This is a genomic window from Chitinophaga silvatica (assembly GCF_003419895.1).
Classification (GTDB): Bacteria; Bacteroidota; Bacteroidia; order Chitinophagales; family Chitinophagaceae; genus Chitinophaga; species Chitinophaga silvatica.
This window is the reverse complement of record NZ_QPMM01000003.1, coordinates 38,123-61,502: the sequence shown is the minus strand read 5'-3', so window position 1 is coordinate 61,502 and position 23,380 is coordinate 38,123. Positions and strand designations below refer to the sequence as shown.

Below are 23,380 nucleotides of genomic sequence, written 5' to 3'. Positions count from 1 at the left end.
ATAATCACTACGCAAATTCTATGCGTGCAGCCCCGATATCTTTGTATTGTTCTTTAAACGTGACGGTTATGAATAAGCTTCCTACAACTACTTTAAACGAGCAGGTATCGGCCATATCTATTGGTCAGATCATACTGGATGATTCCAATTTCCTAACGCTTTGGGGTCATATTCTTCTGGATAATGGCACCTGGAAATCCTGTGATTTTGTTACTACTTACGAGGTAATGAATACTATGTTACGATATAGTCTTGAGAGGCATGATTCTGTTCAGATGATGATTGTGAATAAGTTGGAAACGATGTGCAGAGTGCCTGATATGATTGATCTGGAGGCTGAATTGGGAGGAGTTGTGATTTTTGATGAATTGATGTTTCAGTTGAAGCGACCATCACTGGAACTGGAAGTTTACACAGAAAACGAATGTTATTTTATAGAAAGTGTGTCCCAGACCTGTACTAATAAAGCGTCTGATACAATAACCCCAAATGATGTGGCGGCTGCATTGGAATGTTGTGTGCAGCTGCTCTCAGATACCTATAACCTATACCTGGGATACATGGAGGTGGAGCTTGGAGATGAGGCAGCCAGGAAAAAAGCCGGACTGGAAGACGATAATCGTTTTAGTATGGCTTATTACGCCTGGCAGCTTCATACCTCAAAAGGTTAAGCCCCTTGTATCCATTTTTCTACCATCCTTGTTGTTAGCCCTCATTATCCATTGAAGTAACCCTATAACTATTGTTTGTTAACCCCCGATTACGCAGTCTAAAGGTTCCTGAAAAGCCGCAGGAACCTTTATTCTTTGTAAAATGCTGTTTACCCGGAAAGTATAATTGCAGGAAAATTGCAAGTGCCGTAGCTAGGTAAGTATAGCTGGTGTAAAATCCTTTGTCAGAGCCAGTTTTAATGATTTTCTAATGGTTTGTGTTATTAAAAGATGAAAATCTAAAAAAAAACTCCAAAAGTCTATAAATCTTGTAGGAAAATACTATTTTTGAGACTCTAAAATCGTAAAACTATGAGTTTAAGACTGGGCGACATTGCTCCTAACTTCAAAGCGAATACCACACAAGGGGAAATAGACTTTTACGATTTCCTCGGAAATGGTTGGGGTATCCTTTTTTCTCATCCTGCCGATTTCACCCCTGTTTGTACCACCGAACTTGGAAAAACGGCTTTATTAAAAGACGAGTTTGCAAAACGTAATACTAAAGTGTTGGCTGTCAGCGTAGATCCGCTCGATAAACACTTAAGTTGGATAAACGATATTAACGAAACACAGAATTGTGACGTAACTTTTCCTATTATTGCAGATGAAAACAAAACAGTGGCAAATCTGTATGATATGATTCATCCAAATGCCTCTGAAACTTTCACCGTTCGCTCTCTGTTTATTATCGGACCGGATAAAAAGATCAAACTGATCATCACTTACCCGGCTTCTACTGGCAGAAACTTCTTTGAAGTATTAAGAGTGCTCGATTCCCTGCAATTGACCGCCCAATACAGTGTGGCTACCCCTGCTGATTGGAAAGATGGGGAAGATGTTATCGTTACAGCTGCAATACCAACAGCAGATATTCCTGCTCGTTTTCCTAAAGGCCATAAAATTATTAAGCCTTATCTGAGAACAACACCGCAGCCTAACAAATAGATTAGAAAGCCGATTGTCGGCTATTATATACATTTTTTTTAATGGTTGGTTTTTGATTTTTACGAAACGGGGATTTCTCCCCGTTTTTTTTGTTTCTCGCAAAGAAGCAGAGCAGCAAAGAGGCATAAGGATCGAAGCGAATGTTATTAAGAACTACTGACTGGTTTCTATTATAATTGAAACCTAACGGAAGTCCTTAAAAACATTCGCTTCGATCCTTATGCCTCTTTGCTGCTCTGCTTCTTTGCGAGAAACATTATTCTTTGCCTCTGTGCTTACGCAATTGCGTAAGCAAGGCACTCATATCTTTCGGTAACGGGGCCTCTATCCTGTACTCTTTTCCATCTAACCCCTTAAACATCAGGATAGCTGCATGTAAGGCCAGCCTGCTCAATATCGGGCGCTCTTCTTCTGTATACTTGCCTAACTTGAATTTCTTTTTAATGGTAGATAACCTGATAGGTTCGGCACTTCCATAAAACTCATCAACCGCAATAGGATGACCCAGGAATTTCATATGCACCCTGATCTGGTGTGTACGCCCCGTATGAATTTGAAGCTTAACAAGACTAAATAGCCCGAATTCTTCCAGAACTTCATAATCAGTAGAAGATGGCTTACCTTTTTTATTGGTTACCATCTTACCTTTTTGAACAGGATGCTCCATAATTCCTTCGCTGATATTCCCCTGTTTGGTAGCTAATTCGCCATTAACCAACCCCAGATAGAATTTCTTTACATCCCTGCTTTCGAACAACTGTGAATAATATTTGTGAGCAGCTTCTGTTCTTGCAAACAAAATTATTCCGCTGGTATCTCTATCCAATCTGTGTACTGTATAGATCTCACCATACGCCTTTTTCATCATGGCAATCAACGAAGTTAGTTCATTGTCATGCCTGTCTGGCAATGTAAGTACCCCGGAAGGTTTGTTGACCACTACAAAATCTGGTGTTTCTAAAATTATATGTTCAGCTAACCGCATCCGGTATTATAAGTTGGTTTTAAAATGTTTCAGCAGGATCACTTCTTTTTCAGTTAAAAAGCGCCACTGACCACGATTCAGGTTCTTTTTAGTAAGGCCGGCATACATTACTCTGTCGAGTTTCTCTACGGAATATTCGAGATGTTCGAATATGCGTCTTACAATTCTGTTCTTACCACTGTGAATTTCGATACCAACTTGTTTTTTGTCTTTAGGATCAACATATCCTAAAGCATCAACAACTGCAACGCCATCTTCGAGGGTTACACCGTTTATGATTTTCTCGAAATCTGGTTTGGTAAGGGTTTTATCCAGTTCTACCTGATAAATTTTTCTGATATTATGTTTTGGATGCGCCAGGCGCTGAGCCAATTCTCCGTCATTGGTCAACAGCAAAAGCCCGGAGGTGTTACGATCGAGGCGTCCAACAGGATAAACTCTTTCGTTTTCTGCTGCTTCTTCGATCAGGTCCATCACTGTTTTTCTACCTTCCGGATCATCAGTTGTGGTGATGTATCCTTTGGGTTTATTTAGCAGGATGTAGATCAGGTTTTTAGTGGGAGTAATACGTTTCTGCTGCATAGTTACCACGTCATCAGCCGTAACTTTGGTAGCAGGTTCAGTAACGACTTCACCATTAACAGTGACCTTACCTTCTTTGATATAATCAACAGCTTTTCTGCGGGAGCATAGGCCACAATGTGCAACAAACTTATTTAAAGGCATTTCACCTGGGCCAAAGATGCTTTCTTTAGGTTCTTTAGTAACCTTAGTTGCCTGGTTATCGTTTTTCCGTTGAATTTTTCTTTCCTGTTTATCTCCAAAGCGTTCATTGGTTTTATCAAAGAACTTTTGGCGGTTGAAACCACTTGGGGTGTCTTTGAAATTTTTACCACCTTTTTTGTTGTCGCCATGAAAATGGAAAGCACTATCGTCTCCGGTTTTCTTGTAAGTGCGTTTGCGCAACGGACGATCTCCGGATGGGCTTTTGAAGGAAGATTTCTCTTCAGACTTATTCCCATCAAATTTGCTTTTGAAGGGAGGTTTTTCTTCAGATTTGTCGAAACGGTTTTTGAATGCCGGTTTTTCATCTGCATTTTTGCTACCAAACTTGCTTCTGAAACCAGGTTTTTCTTCAGATTTGTCGAAACGCTTTTTGAAACCAGGTTTTTCGTCTGAATTTTTGTTACCAAACTTACTTCTGAAAGAAGATTTTTCTTCAGATTTATCGAACCGGCTTTTGAATGTCGGTTTTTCTTCCGAATTTTTATCGAAACGCTTTTTGAAACCAGGCTTCTCGTCTGATTTTTTATTGTCAAAACGGTTTTTGAAGGAAGATTTTTCCTCGAATTTTCCGAATTTGTCGTCTTTCTTTTTATCAAATCCTCCGGCTTTTTTATCGAAATTATCATCTCGTTTGAAGCGTGGAGTGAATTTATCATCTTTTGCAGAAGCCCTTTCAGATTTCTCGTTATCGGAGAAAGGACGTTTGCGGGTGCCTGCCGGTTTGCTGCCGTTACCAAATTTATTTTCCCTGGCTGGACCACTTCCCTTTTTAGCAGGTAATTTCTTCTTCATAATATATTATTAGTTAGTGATCATGGATCTCATGACCTTATTGGATTAGTATAAGTTAGATTAACCTTTATTGGCTAATTGTCCGCATGCTGCGTCGATATCTTTTCCTCTGCTGCGTCTTAATCTGGCGTTCACCTTGTTTTTACTCAGGTACTCCATAAACTCTTCGGCAGTTTTTGCGTCAGGTTTTCTGAAGAGTGCCATATCTATTGGGTTGTATTCGATAATATTTACCAGATCGGCAGGTACCTGACGGAAGATTCTAATCAGTTCGTCTGCATCCTGTTTACTATCGTTAAAATCTTTGAAGAGGATATATTCAAAAGAAATTTCGTTGCCTGTTTCTTTATAGAAGTAATTCAATGCATCTATCAATTCTTTCAGATTGTTAGAGTCATTGATTGGCATAATTTCACTGCGTTTCTTATCGTTAGCCGCGTGGAGGGAAAGGGCAAGGTTGAAACGTACTTTGTCGTCGCCCAGTTGTCGGATCATTTTGGCCACACCGGCAGTAGATACAGTGATGCGTTTTGGCGACATCGCTAATCCGTCAGGGGCTGTAATTCTTTCTATGGCTTTTAACACGTTTTTATAGTTAAGCAAAGGCTCGCCCATTCCCATAAATACAATGTTTGTTAATTTTTTGCCATATGATTCCATGGCTTGCTGATTAATTAAAGCTACTTCATCAAAAATCTCATCGTAATCAAGATTTCTTTTACGGTCCATATACCCTGTAGCACAAAATTTACAGCTGAGGCTGCAACCAACCTGGCTGGATACGCAGGCGGTTTGTCTGGAATCTGTAGGGATAAGTACCCCTTCTACCAAATGATTATCATGCAGGCGAAAACGGCTTTTTATAGTGCCGTCGTTGCTTTGCTGAACGGCATCAACCTTTACTGCTGGTAATACGAAATGTTCCGAGAGCTTGGTTCTCAGGTCTTTAGATAAATTGGTCATGGCTTCAAAACTCTGAGCATGACGCAACCATATCCATTCGTACACCTGTTTGGCTCTGAATGGTTTTTCACCAATGGAGCTAAAATATTCTTGTAATGCAGGTAAAGTAAGATGTCGGATATTTTGATTGTCAGATTTCATTATTGACTGTTAAATGAGCAAATGGCTGCCTTACGGCAGTCGGAAAGCAGCGGCAAAGATACGTTGTTTCCGGCAAAGCCGCAAAGATGAGGTCGAAAGCGAATGAGCGCAGAAGGAATAAGGATAAATTGGCCGAATAGCCCGGATGTACTTTATTTGCAGATAAACCAAAACAACCACATGCAAGTTGCTTACATTGTTGATGCGGTGCGAACACCTATTGGCCGTTATGGCGGGGCATTAAGTACAATACGCCCCGATGATTTATTAGCCAACCTTATTAAGTCGTTAATTAGCCGGAATCCCGGTTTAGATACTTCCAGGATTGAAGATATAATTGCAGGAGCAGCCAACCAGGCAGGGGAAGACAATCGAAATGTTGCCCGCATGGCGGCATTATTGGCCGGACTCCCGGTAACCGTTGCCGGAAATACTGTCAACCGTTTGTGTGCTTCAGGTATGCAGGCCATCATGGATGCTTCCAGAGCAGTTATGTGCGGAGAAGGAGATATTTACATTGCCGGTGGAGTAGAAAGCATGACCAGGGCTCCATTTGTAATGGCTAAAGCAGATGGTCCATTCAGTCGTAAAAACGAAATTCATGATTCAACAATTGGCTGGCGTTTTACAAATAAACGTCTTGCAGAAATGTATTATCCCTATTCAATGGGAGAAACTGCTGAAAATGTTGCAAATCAATGGAATATAAGCAGAGAAGATCAGGATGCTTTTGCCTTGCGCAGTCAAACGCTGTATAAACAGGCATTAGATGCGGGAAAGTGGAGAGATGAGATAATTCCGGTGGAAATTACGCCTAACAAGGAAGACCAGGTTATTTTTTCCAAAGATGAGCATCCGCGCGAAACAACGCTTGAAAAACTATCAGGCTTGCGTCCTGCTTTTGCGAAAAACGGAAGTGTAACTGCTGGAAATTCTTCAGGAATTAACGATGGAGCGGCGGCCGTTCTGATAGCATCGGAAAAAGCGGTATTGGAATTTGGATTAAAACCATTGGCCAAAGTTAAAAGCATGGCAGTAGCGGGAGTTGATCCTTCCATTATGGGCATTGGTCCGGTACCTGCAACGCAAAAAGCTTTGCTCAGAGCTGGTATTACGGTAGGAGATCTGGATCTTGCTGAATTGAATGAAGCATTTGCTGCACAGGCTTTGGCATGTATGCGGGATCTTGCAATAAACCCGGATATTGTAAATGTAAATGGAGGTTCCATTGCTATCGGGCATCCGCTGGGATGTAGTGGTACGCGTATTACAGCTACTTTATTGCATGAAATGAAGCGCAGACAGGGAGCGCGTTATGGGTTGGCTACGATGTGTGTGGGAGTAGGGCAGGGAGCAGCAATGATTTTTGAGAAAGTATAGAATAGCCATATAAATAGCGAGCGGTCGGACATTACATCCGGCCGCTCGTTGCTGGCAAGCAAAAAAAAGGGTTCATCATAGACAGATTTGTTTCTCCGTCATCATTTTACGGAGATTGATCAGGCCATATCTCATACGGCCTAATGCAGTATTGATACTTACTTGTGTAAGATCGGCAATTTCTTTGAAACTCAGCTCGGCGTAATGACGTAAAATTATGACTTCCCGCTGTTCATCTGGCAGCATGTCGAGCATTCTTCTTACCCGATCATGACTTTGACGGGTTATCAATTTATCTTCGGCGCAGCTGTCACTGAATCCAAGAACATCAAAAATATCTTTATCATCACCAGTTCTGATCATAGGAGTACGTTTGATCTTTCGGAAATGATCAACGCACAGATTATGTGCTATACGCATAGCCCAAGGTAAAAATTTACCTTTTTCGGTATAGCGGTCAGCTCTGATAGTGTCGATAATTTTAATGAAGGTATCCTGGAAGATGTCTTCGGCAAGATAAGGATCTTTAACCAATAACAGGATAGAAGTGAACACCTTGTCTTTATGACGGTGTACCAACTCTTCTAATGCGGAAGAATGACCCTTTTTAAAGAGAGTAATTAACTGCTCATCGCACAATTTGTACATTACTTGCATAAACTTCTACAACTAGGCAGGTTAGTAAATAATTTTTAACAGCCAGTTCGGTTGTTTGATTAAGTAGAGTTTAAGCGATAAGTAGCAGTTTTTGGTTAAGAAAAGAATTTCGGTAGCAACCTCAGCGAGATAGATCCGGTCTTATGCAAATATAACAGAATTGTTCAATAAAACAAATATTAAAAATAGCTTTTCGCCCTAAGATGTTAGCTTTCCTCGTTTTTGGGATCTGTTCGTAAAAAGCTAACTCCTCAACTAACATCTTTTCTCGTAAATTTGTTCTGTCATGGCAACAAAAGTTAAGAAACAAACGAGTACAATTGATCCTCAGGAGGTTAACCCGCAGGACAGTATTTTCATAAAAGGGGCCAGGGTACACAATTTGAAGAATGTTAGTGTAGCTATTCCCAGAAATAAATTAGTCGTAGTTACTGGTGTGTCTGGTTCGGGAAAATCTTCCCTGACGATGGATACTTTATACGCAGAAGGTCAACGTAGGTATGCCGAAAGCCTGAGCTCATATGCCCGTCAATTCCTCATGCGGATGAATAAGCCGGATGTGGATTATATCAAAGGTATTTGCCCGGCTATCGCCATAGAACAAAAGGTGATTACCCGTACTCCAAGGTCGACCGTTGGCTCTATGACCGAGATTTATGACTACCTGCGACTGCTGTTTGGCAGAATTGGAAAAACCTTCTCTCCAATTTCAGGTCAGTTAGTGAAAAAACATGAGGTGAGTGATGTTGTTGATTTTATCATGAAGCTCAAAAGTGGTAGTAAAATACTGCTGATAATACCTTTTCGCCGCCATGCCAAAAGGGATGTAAAAGAAGAACTGAATATTCTTTTACAGAAAGGATTTTCTCGTTTATACGTTCCCGGTAGTGAGAATAGTTTACTGAGAATAGAAGAGCTCCTGGAACAAAAGAAAATAACCGTTCCGGAAAATGCATGGATACTCATAGACCGTTTGGTGGCAAAGGATTTCGATGAAGATGATAAACATAGGATTGCCGACAGTGTGCAAACTGCTTTTTATGAAAGTGAAGGCGATTGTTTTATTGAGGTAGATGGAAAAACTCCAACACATTTCTCCAACCGTTTTGAACTGGATGGAATTCAGTTTGAAGAACCAATTCCTAATCTCTTCTCCTTTAATAATCCATACGGTGCATGTCCTACCTGTGAAGGATTTGGTCAGGTACTGGGCCTAGATAAAGACCTGGTTATACCAGACAAGCGACTGAGTGTATTTGAAGGTGCTATTGCACCATGGAGAGGCGAAAAAATGGGTGAATATAAGGAAGCCCTGATCAAATCTGCCCGTAAATTCGGATTCCCTGTACATAAGCCTATCGCTGAATTAACAGACGAACAGATAGAACTATTGTGGACAGGAAATGAACACTTCTACGGGTTAAATGAGTTCTTCAAAATGGTGGAACAAAACCTGTATAAAGTACAATACCGCGTATTACAGGCCAGATACAGAGGAAGAACAATTTGCCCAACCTGCAACGGTGGCAGATTAAGAAAAGAAGCATTATACATCCGCGTTGCAGAACGGAATATTGCTGAACTGGTGGATATGCCGGTTTCAGATTTGAAAACCTGGTTCGATCAACTCTCTCTGAATGAATTTGATGAGCAAATAGGAAAACGTATCCTGCTGGAAATAAATCATCGTATCAAAACATTGCTCGACGTAGGTTTGGGCTATCTGACGCTCAACCGTGTAGCCAATACATTGAGTGGTGGTGAAAGCCAGAGAATTCAGCTTACCAGAACACTGGGCAGTAATCTGACCAACTCTATGTACATCCTCGATGAACCTAGTATTGGTTTGCATGCCAGAGATACCCACCGCCTGATCGGAGTACTGAAAGAATTACGTGATCTGGGCAATACAGTTGTAGTGGTAGAACACGATGAACTGATGATGGAGGAAGCCGATTATATCATTGATATGGGGCCTCTTGCAAGTCATTTAGGTGGTGAAGTAATATTTGCCGGAACCTATCCGCAAATCCTGAAAGACCCTAAAAGTCTTACTGGTAAATATCTGAGTGGAAATCTGAGTATTGATCCACCGGCTAAAGTGCGGAAATGGAAGAAAGCTATAACATTGGAAGGTTGTCGGCAGAATAACCTGAAAAATATAACGGTAGATTTTCCATTAGGAGTACTCACCGTGATAAGTGGAGTAAGTGGATCGGGTAAAACTACCTTAGTAAAGCAAATTTTATATCCGGCACTGATGAAGTTGAAGGGTGAGTTTGCAGAAAGAGTAGGTAATTATAAAGCCTTATCCGGAGCTGTAGATGATATCACTTCAATAGAAATGATTGATCAGAATCCTATTGGTAAATCATCGCGCTCTAATCCGGTTACTTACATTAAAGCATATGATGAGATAAGAGATTTGTATGCTCGTCAGCCCCTCAGTAAAATGAGAGGATTTCAGCCTAAACATTTTTCTTTCAACGTAGATGGAGGAAGATGTGATGCTTGTAAAGGAGAAGGAGAGGTAATTGTAGAGATGCAATTCCTGGCAGATGTGCATCTGCTTTGTGAAAGCTGCAATGGCAAAAGATTTAAGGATGAAGTACTTGAAGTAACCTACAAGGGCAAGAACATCTATGATGTTCTGGAAATGGGTGTAGATGAAGCATTGGAATTCTTTAAAGATGAAAAGGATGTATGCAACAAAATCCGCCCGTTAAGTAGTGTTGGTTTGGGATATGTGAAATTGGGGCAAAGCAGTGATACGCTTTCCGGTGGTGAGGCACAGCGTGTTAAGCTGGCTTCCTTCCTTGGTAAGGGTAAGGCTCAGGGTCATATTTTGTTTATCTTCGATGAGCCTACAACTGGTCTTCATTTTCATGATATCAGTAAATTGCTGGCTTCTTTCAATGCATTAATAGAGCAGGGTCATACTGTTTTAGTAATAGAACATAACCTGGATGTTATTAAGAGTGCTGATTGGGTGATTGATTTAGGGCCTGAAGGAGGTGCTGGCGGCGGTAAATTATTATACGCCGGAGTACCGGAAGGGCTTAAGAATGTGAAAGATAGCTTTACCGGTAAATTCTTAAAGTAAATAGAAAAGGGCTTCCAGGAATATTTCCGGGAAGCCCTTTCAAATTATTTCACTAAGTTGCAAACGTAATTACAACAACAATTATCTAAGCCGATCAAGTGATTTGATCAATTTTTCATCTTTGTACATCCCCCTTGCTGCGAGAAACAACAAAATAATTATAACAATTGGTAAAAATGAGGCTGGTAAATAAGACGCTGACACGATAGTTGTACCTCCTTCCGTCAATTTATTAGCAGTTTTTTGAACTACAACATATTGATAAGCCAACGCTGCAAACGCAAAAAGAATGTTAAAAATAGAGAGCCTGAACTGCACCTTTCTTTTCTTATAAAGAAAAATGGTTCCTATACTCAACAGTATAATTATGATATATAATACAAACAGTAAATAATTGCTGGAAGCATTAACTGTCACCGGATTAGGATTGCTCGACAAAGTAGCTTTCCATAAGTTGAAAGACAGTGCGGCAGTGCCCGCAGCAGCAGCTAGGAGGAGGTAGAGGCTCTGAATGCGTTGTATCATGATATTTGTGAATGTTTAACGTTGTAAAAGTAAGTATTTTTTAATGTTTTAAATACCTATTCAATCGGGTTGCTTACACGATTGGGGTAAATCGGGTAATGCAATACTTCGTATATTGCAGGCCCAATAACAATCTTATAATTTGATATGGCAAAGAAACTGAATAAGCAGGATGCATTAGACTATCATGCTATGGGCAGGCCGGGTAAAATTGAAGTTATACCTACGAAAGACACAAAATCACAATGGGACCTTTCACTGGCCTATTCACCCGGAGTAGCAGAGCCTTGTAAAGAAATCTACAACGATCCCGAAAATGTTTATAAATATACAGCAAAAGGAAACCTGGTAGGGGTTATCAGTAATGGTACCGCCGTATTGGGATTAGGTGATATAGGTCCTGAAGCCGGAAAGCCGGTAATGGAAGGTAAAGCTGTATTATTCAAGATCTTCGCAGATATTGATGTCTTTGATATTGAAATAGATGCTAAGGACCCCGATACATTTGTAGCAGCTGTTAAGGCAATTGCTCCTACTTTCGGCGGTATCAACCTGGAAGATATTAAAAGCCCTGAGTGCTTTGAAATTGAAGACAGGTTACGCAATGAACTGAATATCCCGATAATGCACGATGACCAGCATGGAACTGCTATCATTTCTTCAGCTGCATTATTGAACGCGTTGGAATTAGTAAAAAAGAAAATAGATAAGATAAAAATTGTTGTAAGTGGTGCTGGTGCTGCAGCTATGGCTTGTGCTAAGTTGTATGTTGCACTGGGTGCAAAACCTGAAAACTTTATACTTTTCGATAAAGACGGTGTACTGAATAAATCCCGCAAGGATTTATCCGACAGGCATAAACAATTTGTTACTTCTTCCAAAGTAACCACATTGGCGGAAGCACTGAAAGGAGCCGATGTGCTCTTAGGGCTTTCTGTTGGTAATATCGTTAGTGCTGAAATGATTAAAACCATGGCTAAAAACCCAATAGTTTTTGCTATGGCCAACCCGGATCCTGAAATCGCCTACGATACAGCAATTGCTGCCCGTCCGGATATTATCATGGCTACCGGCCGTTCCGATTATCCTAACCAGGTAAACAACGTATTAGGTTTCCCATACATCTTCCGTGGAGCATTAGACGTACGCGCTTCTGTCATCAATGAAGAGATGAAACTGGCAGCAGTACGTGCTTTGGCCGAAATGACCAAGTCTCCGGTTCCGGATATTGTAAACCTGGCCTACAATGAGAAGAATCTCTTCTTCGGCCCTAAGTACATTATTCCAAAACCATTGGACCCACGTTTGCTTAGTACCGTGGCTCCGGCTGTTGCAAAAGCAGCTATGGACAGCGGGGTAGCCAAACGCCCGATTGTTGACTGGGAAGCATATAAAAATGAATTAAACCATCGTCTGGGATTGGATAACCAATTATTCAGAGCTATCGGAACAAAAGCACGCCGCGATCCAAGGAAAGTTGTATTTGCGGAAGCTGATAACCTGAAAGTACTGAAAGCTGCGCAGGTAGTGAACGACGAAGGTATTGCATACCCAATCCTGTTGGGAAATGAAGCTCGTATCCGCGAGTTAATGTTAGAGCATTCTATAGAAATTGAAGATGTTGTAATTATTGATCCTAAGAGTGAGCAGAACAAAGAAATGCGTCATCGTTTTGGTGATCTGTTCTTCGAAAAACGCAAGCGTAAAGGTTTAAACCTCTACGAAGCACGTAAGATCATGAGAGAGCGTAACTACTTCGGTTGCATGATGGTGGAAACTGGCGAAGCAGATGCGCTGATTTCCGGCCTGACACGCAAATATCCTGATACTATTCGCCCTGCCCTTCAGGTAATTGGTATGGAAGAAGGAGCGAAGAGAGTGGCGGGTATGTATATTATTCAAACCAAACGCGGACCGTTATTCCTGGCCGATACTACTGTAAACTTCAACCCTACAGCGGAAGAAATTGCAGATATCACTCTAATGGTGGCTAAAGAAGTGAAGCACTTCAATATCACTCCACGTATTGCAATGCTTTCTTATTCCAATTTTGGTAGCAGTCAAACCCCTGAAGCTCAAATGATGAGCAAGGCAAGAGAAATCGTGAAACAACGCGATCCATCTCTGATTGTAGATGGTGAAATTCAGGCTGGATTAGCTTTCAATAAGGAAATCCTGAAAGACAACTATCCATTTACTGAATTGCTGGGTGAAGAGGTAAATACACTTATCTTCCCTAACCTGGCCGCAGGTAATATTGCCTATAACCTGTTACAGGAAGTAGCTGGTTTTGATGCTATCGGACCAATTTTGCTGGGAATGAAAAAGCCCGTGCATATCCTTCAATTAGGCAGTACTGTAAGATCAATTGTGAACATGGTGAACATTGCCGTGGTAGATGCACAGGAGAAATGTTGCAGAGACGCAAAGGAAGAGGAAAAGGCAAAAGGAAAGGATAAGAAGAAAAAGAAATAAGCGAATTCGCTTTAACAATACTATAAGTAAAGATCAGCGGGGAACATAAGTTTTCCCGCTGATCTTTTTTTATCTTTATACTATGCAAACTATCTCCCGAAAAAAGATCTTTTTCCCAATCAATACCGCTTTCCGCAAATATCTGAAGTTATACGAGCGGGAAGTGAAATTACCATTGTCGTATGAAGAACTGCGATATTACGATCAATCTATTGCGGTATACGATAAGGAAGGAAACGATACATTATGGGAAACGGTTTTTTATCCGCAAAGTATGTCTGCTAATATTCATGCCGGGCTTAAGCGTATATATTCCATATTAAAGGCTGGTGGTGATCAGACAGCGGAGGAGCATTTGTTTATAGAGCGGGTAGATTATTGTGTATTTGGAAATTCGCACCCATTCAGGATAAAGATTGTAAATACATATAACGAGGTATACGATTATTTCTACATCAAGAAAGCAGATGCATCCCGTATTTATGGGTTGGAATTAGAGCATATTCTTTCTCCTTTTTGGATAAATTTTCTGGTAGATGGTACTACCCTGGTGGAAGAGCATATTGCGGGTGTGCCTGGTGATCAGTTCATCCTGCATTACCTCAACCGGCCTGAGTTTAACCCGAAACGTATTGCCAAAGAGTTTGTAAAGTTTAATGAACGTTGTTTTGTACGATTATTGGGAGATATGCGCTCCTATAACTTTGTATTTGATATTACCCCCGATTTCGACGATGTACAATTCAGGATTCGTGCAATAGATTTTGATCAGCAGTTCTATGAAGGCAGGCGCACATTATACATGCCCCAGTTTTTTAAGGAGAACAAGATATTTGTTGATCTGGCAATCAAGCACCTCAATGCAGAGGTAGTAAAGCAATACCAGCAGGAAGAGCGGGCGGTGATTGCCCGGCGTATCAAAACCCAGCGCCATAGAATTAAAGATCTGAGGGATGTAATTATGACGGATAGAGTATCCTTTCCGGAGAAAATTCAGCAATTGGGGAATGAGTTGGCGGAATATTATCATGATCCTATTTTTGCCCGTTGTAAAACAATGGGAGAAATCATTGAGCGTAGCCTGAAACGTTTACTGGTCAGTAGTTTCCGTTAAAGCGTAATATAAAATCGTAATTTCAGATACGATTGAAAAAAACCTTCCTATCTTTGAACAGTTATGGAGTTCAGATTCTTCTATCATTTCGGAAACTTCCTGATCATGCTTAAAGGCATGTTTTCCCGCCCGGAAAACATGAAGATGTATTGGAAGCAATTTATGCAGCAATGTGTGGATATTGGCGTTGGTTCGTTTGGGATAGTATTTATCATTTCCCTGTTTATGGGAGGGGTTACCACCTTACAAACAGCTTACCAGCTGGTAAGTCCTATCATTCCCAGAAGTACTATTGCTCAGATAGTACGGGATACTATTATTCTTGAATTTGCTCCTACCTTAACCAGTATTGTACTGGCCGGGGTTGTAGGATCTAAAATAGCCTCAGAGTTAGGTAATATGAGAATTTCAGAACAGATTGATGCCCTGGAAATCATGGGAATCAATACTAAGGGCTATCTCATAGCACCAAAAATTCTGGCTGGTATATTAATGATACCGGTATTGATATGCATTGCGGGATTCCTGGGTATCTGGGGTGGTAAAGAAGCCGGAGAGCTTTCAGGAGTAATATCCAGTGAGCAATTCATGCAAGGTTTACGACAGGAATTCAAGGCATACAACGTATTCTTTGCTATGGCCAAGTCTTTTTCCTTTGGTTTTATCATAGCCAGTGTATCGGCTTACTATGGCTATAATGTTAGCGGGGGCGCCCTGGAAATCGGTAAGGCAAGTACTACTGCGGTAGTGGTAAGTTGTATATTGATATTATTCATGGACTACGCGTTAACTGCTATTTTACTGTAATCATGATCGAACTGCAAGACATAAGAAAGAGCTTTGGCGACAAGGAAATACTGAAAGGCGTATCGGCTGTAATGGAATCCGGAAAGGTAAACCTGATCATTGGGTCCAGTGGTAGCGGTAAAACAGTGATGATGAAATGCATTGTTGGCCTGATGAAAGTAAACAGCGGTAGGATTCTGTACGATAACCAGGATTTTACAGCGATGGACGATAAAGCCAAAAAGACAATTCGCCAGGAGATTGGGATGTTGTTCCAGGGATCGGCATTATTTGATAGTATGACAGTGGAACAAAATGTGATGTTCCCGCTGGATATGTTTGGTACCGGAACGCTAAGGGAAAAGAAACACAGGGTTGCTGAATGTCTGGAAAGAGTGCAGCTGAAAGATGCCGCTAAAAAGTTTCCTGCCGAAATTAGTGGCGGGATGAAAAAAAGGGTAGGTATTGCCCGTGCTATTGTGTTGAACCCTAAGTACCTGTTTTGCGATGAGCCCAACTCGGGGCTCGATCCTCAAACTTCCCTCTTGATTGATAAATTAATTACATCCCTGACAAAGGAATATAATATCACCACAGTTATCAATACCCACGATATGAACACTGTAATGGAAAGCGGTGATAAGATTGTATATATGTATCAGGGGGTAAAGCAGTGGGAAGGAAGCAATAAAGATATTGTGTTCAGTAAAGACCAGAAGTTAAACGACTTTATTTTTGCGTCGGAGTTCTTAAGGGAAGCGAAGGAAATACGCCAGCTGGAGATGTTCAAAGACGGAAAATGGCGGGATCAGCTGAAGAAAGAGCAGGGGGATAAATAGGCGATTTTTTACAAAAAGCAATTGGTAGCAATAGCTTAAAGGCACTAAATTGCAGAATTAGTGATTTCGGCTTATTTTTGCCGTCCAGAATCCGATATATAATATTAAACCAATAAAACAAGCGCGATGAGTGTTCTAGTTAATAAGGATAGCAAGGTGATTGTTCAGGGATTTACCGGTACTGAAGGTACATTCCATGCTACGCAGATGATTGAATATGGTACCCAGGTTGTAGGTGGTGTTACCCCAGGTAAAGGTGGTACTTCCCATTTGGAGCGCCCTGTATTCAATACAGTAGCTGATGCTGTAAAAGCAACCGGTGCAAATGTTTCTATCATCTTTGTACCTCCGGCTTTTGCTGCAGACGCAATCATGGAAGCTACCGAAGCTGGTATTGCTCTGGTGGTATGTATTACAGAAGGTATTCCTGTTCAGGATATGATCAAGGCTAAAAACTTCCTGCAAGGATCAAATACTCGCCTGATCGGTCCTAACTGCCCAGGTGTTATTACTGCAGAAGAAGCTAAAGTTGGTATCATGCCAGGCTTCATCTTCAAAAAAGGTAAAATCGGTATCGTTTCTAAATCCGGTACTTTAACTTACGAAGCTGCCGACCAGGTTGTAAAAGCTGGTTTGGGTGTTTCTACCGCTATCGGAATTGGTGGCGACCCAATCATCGGTACCCCTACTAAAGATGCTGTTGAACTGTTGATGAATGATCCTGAAACTGAAGGTATCATCATGATCGGTGAAATTGGTGGTAGCATGGAAGCTGAAGCTGCAAAATGGATCAAGGAAAACGGTACTAAACCAGTTGTAGGATTTATCGCTGGCCAAACTGCGCCTCCAGGCCGTCGTATGGGTCATGCTGGTGCTATCATCGGTGGTGCTGATGATACTGCTGCTGCTAAAATGAAGATCATGGCTGAATGCGGCGTTCACGTAGTGGAAAGCCCTGCAAACATTGGTAGAACAATGGCTGAAGTATTATCTAAAGCAAAAGCATAATCTACGATCTAATCATATTTAAGGTGAAAAGTGAGGGCTAAATCTTCGCTTTTCACCTTTTTTTTATCATGAATATGGAATCCCGTTTTTCCCCGCATCCTTAAAATAAAAGGCTATATATCTGTAAATATTTATCGTATGAGGTTATTCATCAGAATATTCATTGTTTCACTCTTTTTTACCAATTCATTAATGGCCCAGTACAACTTTAAAGCAGCCTGGAAACAGGTAGATGTATTTAATGAAAAAGGATTGCCTAAATCGGCTCTCATCAAAATCGACGAAATCTCTAAAAACGCCACAAAAGAGAAAAATTATCCTGAGCAGTTAAAAGCCCAGATTTCCAGGATTAATTATACCGAGAGTTTTGATGATAGTAGTGAAGCTAAAAATATTGCTACTATCAATAAGGATATCTCGGCTGCTTCAGGAGCTCCAAAAGCTATCCTGCAAAGCATAAAAGCGGAGGTACTATACAACTATTACCAGCGAAACAGATACAAATTCTATCAGCGTACTGAAATACAGGACGACCAAAACACTGATTTCACCACCTGGACGCTGACTAAATTACTACGGGAAATAGAAGGGGCTTACCTTTCTTCCTTATCTCAGGAAATACTCTTAAAGCAAACCAATATTGCTGATTATGATACCATCCTGATCAAAGGAAATGCAAGAGAATTGCGTCCTACATTGTATGACCTGCTGGCTCACAGAGCGCTCGATTTCTTTAAATCAGGAGTTAGCGACTTTACCCAACCAGCCAATCAATTTACCATAAAGGACCCCATTGCTTTTGCCCCTGCTTCCGAATTTGCACATCATCACTTTGCTACTACCGATTCCAGCTCTCTGCAATACCAGGCAGTATTGATCCTGCAAAACCTGCTAAGATTTCATGCAAACAATCCCGCAGCGTTGATGGACGTAGATCTTGAAAGAATTGCATATATGAACGACGTAGCGGTTTTACCAAATAAAGAGAAACTCTACGTATCGGTACTGCAGGAAATTATAAAAAATAAAGGAAATCAACCTGGTGCAGTAAATGCTTATTATGCATTAGCCGAATTTTATATCAATCAATCATATTCAAATACTCAGGATTCTACCCTGCTGGTAAAAGCTATGGCTCTTTGTGAGTCGGCTCTGAAACTAAAACAACTGGAAGGGAAAGGGAAAAGCCTTATTCACAGTATTGAGCAAAAATCCCTGAATATCAGTACGGAAACGGTGAATATACCTGATAAGCCATTCAGAGCTTTTGTGACCTATAAAAACATAGATAAACTATATTTCAGGCTCATTAAACTGGATGATGCACTGGTTGCAAAACTTCAGAGTGTTGAAAATGATTACTCAGATAAACGTTATAAACTCCTGCTGGCTCAATCTGCCTTTAAATCATGGGAGCAGAAGATCCCTGATCCTAAAGATTATCTGACTCATAGAGTGGAGGTGAAAGTGGATGGGCTACCACTGGGCAGATATATGCTGATTTCAAGCAATTCTGCTAAGTATGATCTGGAGTCGGCTGCTATTACTACGCAGGAAGTCAATGTTTCCAACATCAGCTATATCAGTAATGATGAACTGATTTTCGTATTAGACAGAACTACTGGTAAACCGTTGCCTGGCGCAAAACTGGTGGTATATAAACCGAGTTACAGAGACCAGTCTAAGCTCGATACTACTGTTATTGCAGCGAAAGACGGAAGCATCAGACTTGGAAGATACAATGATTATTATACCAGTAGAAAATTGGTCTGGAGTTATGGTAACGATAGATTGGTAATAAACGACAGGCTCCCGTCTAAGTTTGAAGATCAACCTAAAAAACAAATCTCTACAATTCTATTTACTGATCGGGAAATTTACAGACCTGGTCAGCTAGTGTATTTTAAAGGAATAGTTGTAGAAAGAGATAAGCAAGGTAAAAGCACTATTCAACCAAACTTCCATACTACTTTAACATTATTTGATGTTAATCAACAGAAGGTCGATTCTATAAAAATCACTACAAATGAGTTTGGATCTTACTCCGGGAAATTTATTCTTCCAACCGGTAAACTGAATGGATATTTCAGATTGGATGATAGTAAAGGAAATGCGAATAAAGGCTTCAGAGTTGAAGAATATAAACGGCCTAAGTTTTATGTAGCTTTCGATACATTGTCTAATCAAATTCGTTTAGGTGATAACGTTACAGCGAAAGGTAAAGCACTTGCTTATGCAGGTAATAATATAGATGGCGCAAAAGTAAAATATACAGTATCACGCCAGGTGCGTTTCCCTTATCCATGGATGTTCTGGAAGATCATCGCTCCAATGCACGGCAGAACAGAAATCATCAATGGTGAAACAACCACAAATGCCGATGGTTCCTTTACTGTAGACTTCCCGGCAATCCCTGATGAAACTGTTGACGCATCCACCAAACCTATATTTACTTATGTTATACAGGCAGATGTTACAGACCTCAACGGAGAAACCAGAAGTGCAACTCAACAGTTGAACGTAGGCTACCAGGCAGTTGAATTAAAAATTGAAGCTCCAGCAGTTGTGAATAAATCACAATTAAAGGATATAAAAGTTTTCTCGGAAGGATTGAATGGGAATTACCTGCCTAATACGGTTGCTGTAACAATCAGACCTTTGCAACCTGAAAAACGTTTGTTAAGAGAGCGCTATTGGGGAACGCCAGACCAGTTTGTAATGGATGAATCAACATACGTCAATTACTTCCCGAATGATATTTACAAAGATGAAAATAAGCCTACTGTCTGGCCAAGAAAAGAGGTTGTATATAATCAGTCGTTTGTTGCACAGAAAGACGGAAAGGTTGATTGGAGTAAGCTTCAGATAAGCGAGGGGTATTACGAAATTGAAGTCACCACTACCGATCAGCATAACGAAAAAATCACTCAAAAATCTACAATCGAATTAGTAGACCCTGCGGCAAAATCGTTGATAGTACCGTCTTACCTGAAATTGTTATCTGCCGGTGATGCAGTGCAGCCTGGTAGTACAGCTACTTATTCTCTTGGTACTTCAGTAAATGATTTATATCTGATAGAAGTAAAATCCCAACCTGAGTATAAAAATGAATTGAATAACCTGACTATTTCTGGTTTAAAACAATTCAGTATTCCGGTTAAAGAATCTGATCGTGGTAATATTGTGCTAAACTATGTTGCAGTAAGAGATAGCAGATTATTTACTGTTCAGAAAGTAGTGGAAGTGCCATGGGATAACAAAGAGCTGGACTTAAAAATCGGAACACACAGAGATAAGTTGTTACCAGGAGAAAAGGAAAAATGGACGGTAACTATTACCGGAAATAAAGGAAGCAAGGTTGCTGCAGAAATGGTGGCAAATATGGATGATGCATCGCTTGATGCTTTTGCACCTAATAACTGGGAAAGACCTAACTGGCAGTTAATTACCGGGGAACCATCAATTTTCAGGGGGTATAATAGCTTTTATATTGAGCAATCTCAGTTGCATTATAATATGCCGGCAGAATCGTATGATAATATTACATACGATCAGTTAATGTCCGTAAATTCTATCAATACCTTACTACAGTCCTCTGCCATCTACGGATCGAGGGCCATGTCTTTTCCTGCTCCTCCACCTGCTGCATTGGCAAAGCGTAATTTTAGTGTACCGGTAGCCGCAAAAGCAGAAATTTCATACGCAGGAGATATGAAAGCTAAAAACGAAACTTATGCAGTTGCTGATTCTGCTGTGGCAGAGCAACCTGAAAGTGAACCTTCCGTTGCTCCACGTAAAAACTTCCAGGAAACTGCCTTTTTCCTTCCTGAGCTGAGAACTGATGACGCGGGGAATATTACATTTGAGTTTACCATGCCGGAATCCCTTACCAAGTGGAATTTCATGGCAGCAGCTCATACTAAAGACCTGGCATTTGGAATGGTGAATACGAGTATCGTTACTCAGAAAACCTTAATGGTGGCGCCAAATGCTCCGCGTTTTGTAAGAGAAGGAGATAAAATCAACTTTACAGCCAAGGTATCTAACCTTTCTGATACCTTACTAATCGGGCAGGCGAGATTGGAATTACTTGATGCTGCAACCATGCAGCCTGTAGATGGCTGGTTCCAGAACATCTTCCCGCTGCAACATTTTACAGCACAAGCCGGACAAAGTACTGTTGTTAGTTTTCCTGTTCAGGTGCCACACGGATTCAAGAGTGCATTAGTTTATCGTGTTATAGCACAGGCCGCACAATTCAGCGATGGAGAAGAAAATACTATTCCTGTTCTCTCTAATTCCATGCTGGTAACAGAATCTCTGCCATTACAGATGAGAGGCGATGGAAAGCAATCGTTCAAATTCGAAAAACTACTCCATAGCGATTCTTCTGTAAGCCTACAGCAGAAAGGGATTACTGTTGAGTATACCAGCAATCCTGCATGGTATGCAGTTCAGTCTCTTCCTTACCTGATGGAATATCCTTACCAATGTGCAGAGCAGGTTTTCAATCGCTATTATGCAAATTACCTTGCCAGTCATATTGTGAATCATGCTCCAGGTATTAAGGAAGTGTTGGAAAGATGGAAAACTACTGATACTGCTGCATTGCTGAGCAATCTCCAAAAAAATGAAGAACTGAAATCTATATTGCTGGAGCAAACACCTTGGGTACTGGAAGCTAAATCAGAAGAAGAACAGAAAAGGAATATAGCACTGTTATTTGATCTGAAGAAAATGGAATCGGAGCTTCAAAAAGCGATTGATCAACTGGCAGAAAAACAATTACCTGATGGTTCTTTCCCTTGGTTTGCAGGTATGTATGCCGATCGTTTTATTACCCAGTATATCGTTGCCGGTATAGGTCATCTGAAGAAAATAACAGGAAAGACAGATAGTAAAACGGATGTAATAGCCAGCAGGGCTATAGAATATCTTGATCAACAATTGAATCAAGACTACCGAAGACTGATTACTTCCAAAGTAAAGGTGGATCAGAAGCAAATAGGTTATTATCAGATTCATTATCTGTATGCCAGAAGCTTCTTCAATATTCCGGTAAAACCAAAGATGGCTAAAGCTTTTGAATATTATAAAGCTCAGGCTAAGAAGTATTGGACTAAAGAAGATATCTATGCTGAAGGAATGCTGGCAATATTATTCTCCCGGACCAATGATGCTAAAACTGCTGGTGATATAATCAAATCCTTAAAGGAAAAGGCTATCAATAATCCGGAGAGAGGCATGTACTGGAAGAGTGTTGAAGTAGGATATAGCTGGTATCAGGCACCGATAGAAACCCAGGCATTAATGATAGAAGCATTCAGTGAGACAGGCAATAATGCGAAAGAGGTAACCGATCTTAAAACCTGGTTATTAAAGAATAAACAAACAAGTAACTGGCGCACAACAAAAGCCACTGCAGATGCCGTATATGCAATACTGCTAAAGGGCGATAACTGGTTATCTACCTCTCCGGTTGTTACAATACAATTGGGTAATACAACGATACAACCAGATAAACAGGAAGCAGGTACCGGTTATATTAAACAACAAATAGAAGCCAAGGCAGTGAAGCCTGAAATGGGGAATATTGAGCTTACAGTTTCTCAAAGTAAGGGTCAACCTTCCTGGGGAGCAGTTTACTGGCAGTATTTTGAAGAGTTGGATAAAATAACTTTTGCTAAAACTCCGCTGGCCATTGAAAAAGAATTGTATAAGGAAGTAAATACGAATAATGGTCCTTTACTTACCAGGATTACAGAGAATAATGAACTGCGTGTAGGCGATAAAGTTAAAGTAAGAATAGTGCTGAGGGCCGACAGACCAATGGAGTACATTCATCTTCGTGACATGCGTGCGGCATGTTTTGAACCAACTGATGTATTGAGTACAGTAAGATGGCAGGATGGATTAGGTTATTATCAGAGCACCAAAGATGCCTCAACTGATTTCTTCTTCAACTATTTAAATAAGGGTACTCACGTATTTGAATACACGATGTTTGTAACACATACGGGTAAATATTCCAATGGTATCAGCATTGCAGAATGTATGTATGCACCGGAGTTCTCTTCTCATAGTGAAGGTATTAATGTGAAGGTTGTAGAATAGTATAATAAAAGAGTATGTTGAAATTAGATTAGGATTTTCGACATACTCTTTTAT

Annotated in this window: 15 protein-coding genes; 10 read left to right on the top strand and 5 right to left on the bottom strand. The window is 40.6% G+C overall.

Annotated features, from left to right (window positions below; translation table 11 throughout):
* Positions 1-68: 68 nt before the first annotated feature.
* Together DVR12_RS08110 and DVR12_RS08105 are read left to right on the top strand one after the other, a co-directional pair.
* A complete protein-coding gene (locus DVR12_RS08110) occupies positions 69-671 on the top strand; it encodes a hypothetical protein (RefSeq protein ID WP_116975171.1) in 603 nt (200 codons plus the stop codon).
* Between the two features lie 351 nt (positions 672-1,022).
* Complete coding sequence (locus tag DVR12_RS08105; protein ID WP_116975170.1) at positions 1,023-1,658, top strand: peroxiredoxin; 636 nt, start codon at positions 1,023-1,025, stop codon at positions 1,656-1,658.
* A 256-nt stretch (positions 1,659-1,914) separates the two neighbouring features.
* Here the strand turns inward: DVR12_RS08105 and DVR12_RS08100 are convergent, their stop codons facing one another.
* From DVR12_RS08100 to rlmN, 3 genes are read right to left on the bottom strand one after another with little or no spacing between them, the layout of a single operon-like run.
* Positions 1,915-2,643: an RluA family pseudouridine synthase gene (locus DVR12_RS08100; protein ID WP_116975169.1), complete on the bottom strand. Its 729-nt coding sequence runs from the start codon at positions 2,641-2,643 to the stop codon at positions 1,915-1,917.
* A 6-nt stretch (positions 2,644-2,649) separates the two neighbouring features.
* Positions 2,650-4,221, bottom strand: a complete 1,572-nt coding sequence (locus tag DVR12_RS27870; protein WP_233522208.1) for a pseudouridine synthase — start codon at positions 4,219-4,221, stop codon at positions 2,650-2,652.
* Positions 4,222-4,281: 60 nt separating this feature from the next.
* Positions 4,282-5,325 carry a 23S rRNA (adenine(2503)-C(2))-methyltransferase RlmN gene (gene rlmN / locus DVR12_RS08090; RefSeq protein ID WP_116975168.1) on the bottom strand — a complete coding sequence of 348 codons (1,044 nt, stop codon included), beginning with the start codon at positions 5,323-5,325 and terminating at the stop codon, positions 4,282-4,284.
* Between the two features lie 180 nt (positions 5,326-5,505).
* Here rlmN and DVR12_RS08085 point away from each other — a divergent pair, with 180 nt between their 5' ends.
* Complete coding sequence (locus tag DVR12_RS08085) at positions 5,506-6,705, top strand: thiolase family protein (protein WP_116975167.1); 1,200 nt, start codon at positions 5,506-5,508, stop codon at positions 6,703-6,705.
* 75 nt (positions 6,706-6,780) lie between these two features.
* Here the strand turns inward: DVR12_RS08085 and DVR12_RS08080 are convergent, their stop codons facing one another.
* A complete protein-coding gene (locus DVR12_RS08080) occupies positions 6,781-7,353 on the bottom strand; it encodes a sigma-70 family RNA polymerase sigma factor (RefSeq protein WP_116975407.1) in 573 nt (190 codons plus the stop codon).
* 295 nt (positions 7,354-7,648) lie between these two features.
* Here DVR12_RS08080 and uvrA point away from each other — a divergent pair, with 295 nt between their 5' ends.
* On the top strand, positions 7,649-10,465 hold the full coding sequence (gene uvrA, locus DVR12_RS08075; protein WP_116975166.1) for an excinuclease ABC subunit UvrA: 2,817 nt from the start codon (positions 7,649-7,651) through the stop codon (positions 10,463-10,465).
* Between the two features lie 81 nt (positions 10,466-10,546).
* On the opposite strand, the gene DVR12_RS08070 is transcribed toward uvrA, so the two are convergent.
* A complete protein-coding gene (locus DVR12_RS08070) occupies positions 10,547-10,990 on the bottom strand; it encodes a DUF4293 domain-containing protein (RefSeq protein ID WP_116975165.1) in 444 nt (147 codons plus the stop codon).
* Between the two features lie 147 nt (positions 10,991-11,137).
* On the opposite strand from DVR12_RS08070, the gene DVR12_RS08065 reads away from it, so the two are divergent.
* The 6 genes from DVR12_RS08065 to DVR12_RS08040 all read left to right on the top strand — a co-directional run bounded on the left by DVR12_RS08065 (position 11,138) and on the right by DVR12_RS08040 (position 23,326).
* The gene (locus DVR12_RS08065) at positions 11,138-13,465 is read left to right on the top strand and encodes an NADP-dependent malic enzyme (protein WP_116975164.1); all 2,328 of its coding nucleotides are present in this window, start codon (positions 11,138-11,140) and stop codon (positions 13,463-13,465) included.
* Between the two features lie 82 nt (positions 13,466-13,547).
* Positions 13,548-14,579 (top strand): hypothetical protein, encoded by a 1,032-nt coding sequence (locus tag DVR12_RS08060; RefSeq protein WP_116975163.1) that lies wholly within the window; start codon positions 13,548-13,550, stop codon positions 14,577-14,579.
* A 63-nt stretch (positions 14,580-14,642) separates the two neighbouring features.
* On the top strand, positions 14,643-15,386 hold the full coding sequence (locus DVR12_RS08055) for an MlaE family ABC transporter permease (RefSeq protein ID WP_116975162.1): 744 nt from the start codon (positions 14,643-14,645) through the stop codon (positions 15,384-15,386).
* A gap of 2 nt (positions 15,387-15,388) precedes the next feature.
* Positions 15,389-16,204: an ABC transporter ATP-binding protein gene (locus tag DVR12_RS08050; RefSeq protein WP_116975161.1), complete on the top strand. Its 816-nt coding sequence runs from the start codon at positions 15,389-15,391 to the stop codon at positions 16,202-16,204.
* A 126-nt stretch (positions 16,205-16,330) separates the two neighbouring features.
* On the top strand, positions 16,331-17,212 hold the full coding sequence (gene sucD, locus DVR12_RS08045; RefSeq protein WP_116975160.1) for a succinate--CoA ligase subunit alpha: 882 nt from the start codon (positions 16,331-16,333) through the stop codon (positions 17,210-17,212).
* Between the two features lie 138 nt (positions 17,213-17,350).
* The gene (locus DVR12_RS08040) at positions 17,351-23,326 is read left to right on the top strand and encodes an alpha-2-macroglobulin family protein (protein ID WP_116975159.1); all 5,976 of its coding nucleotides are present in this window, start codon (positions 17,351-17,353) and stop codon (positions 23,324-23,326) included.
* The last annotated feature ends 54 nt before the right edge of the window (positions 23,327-23,380 follow it).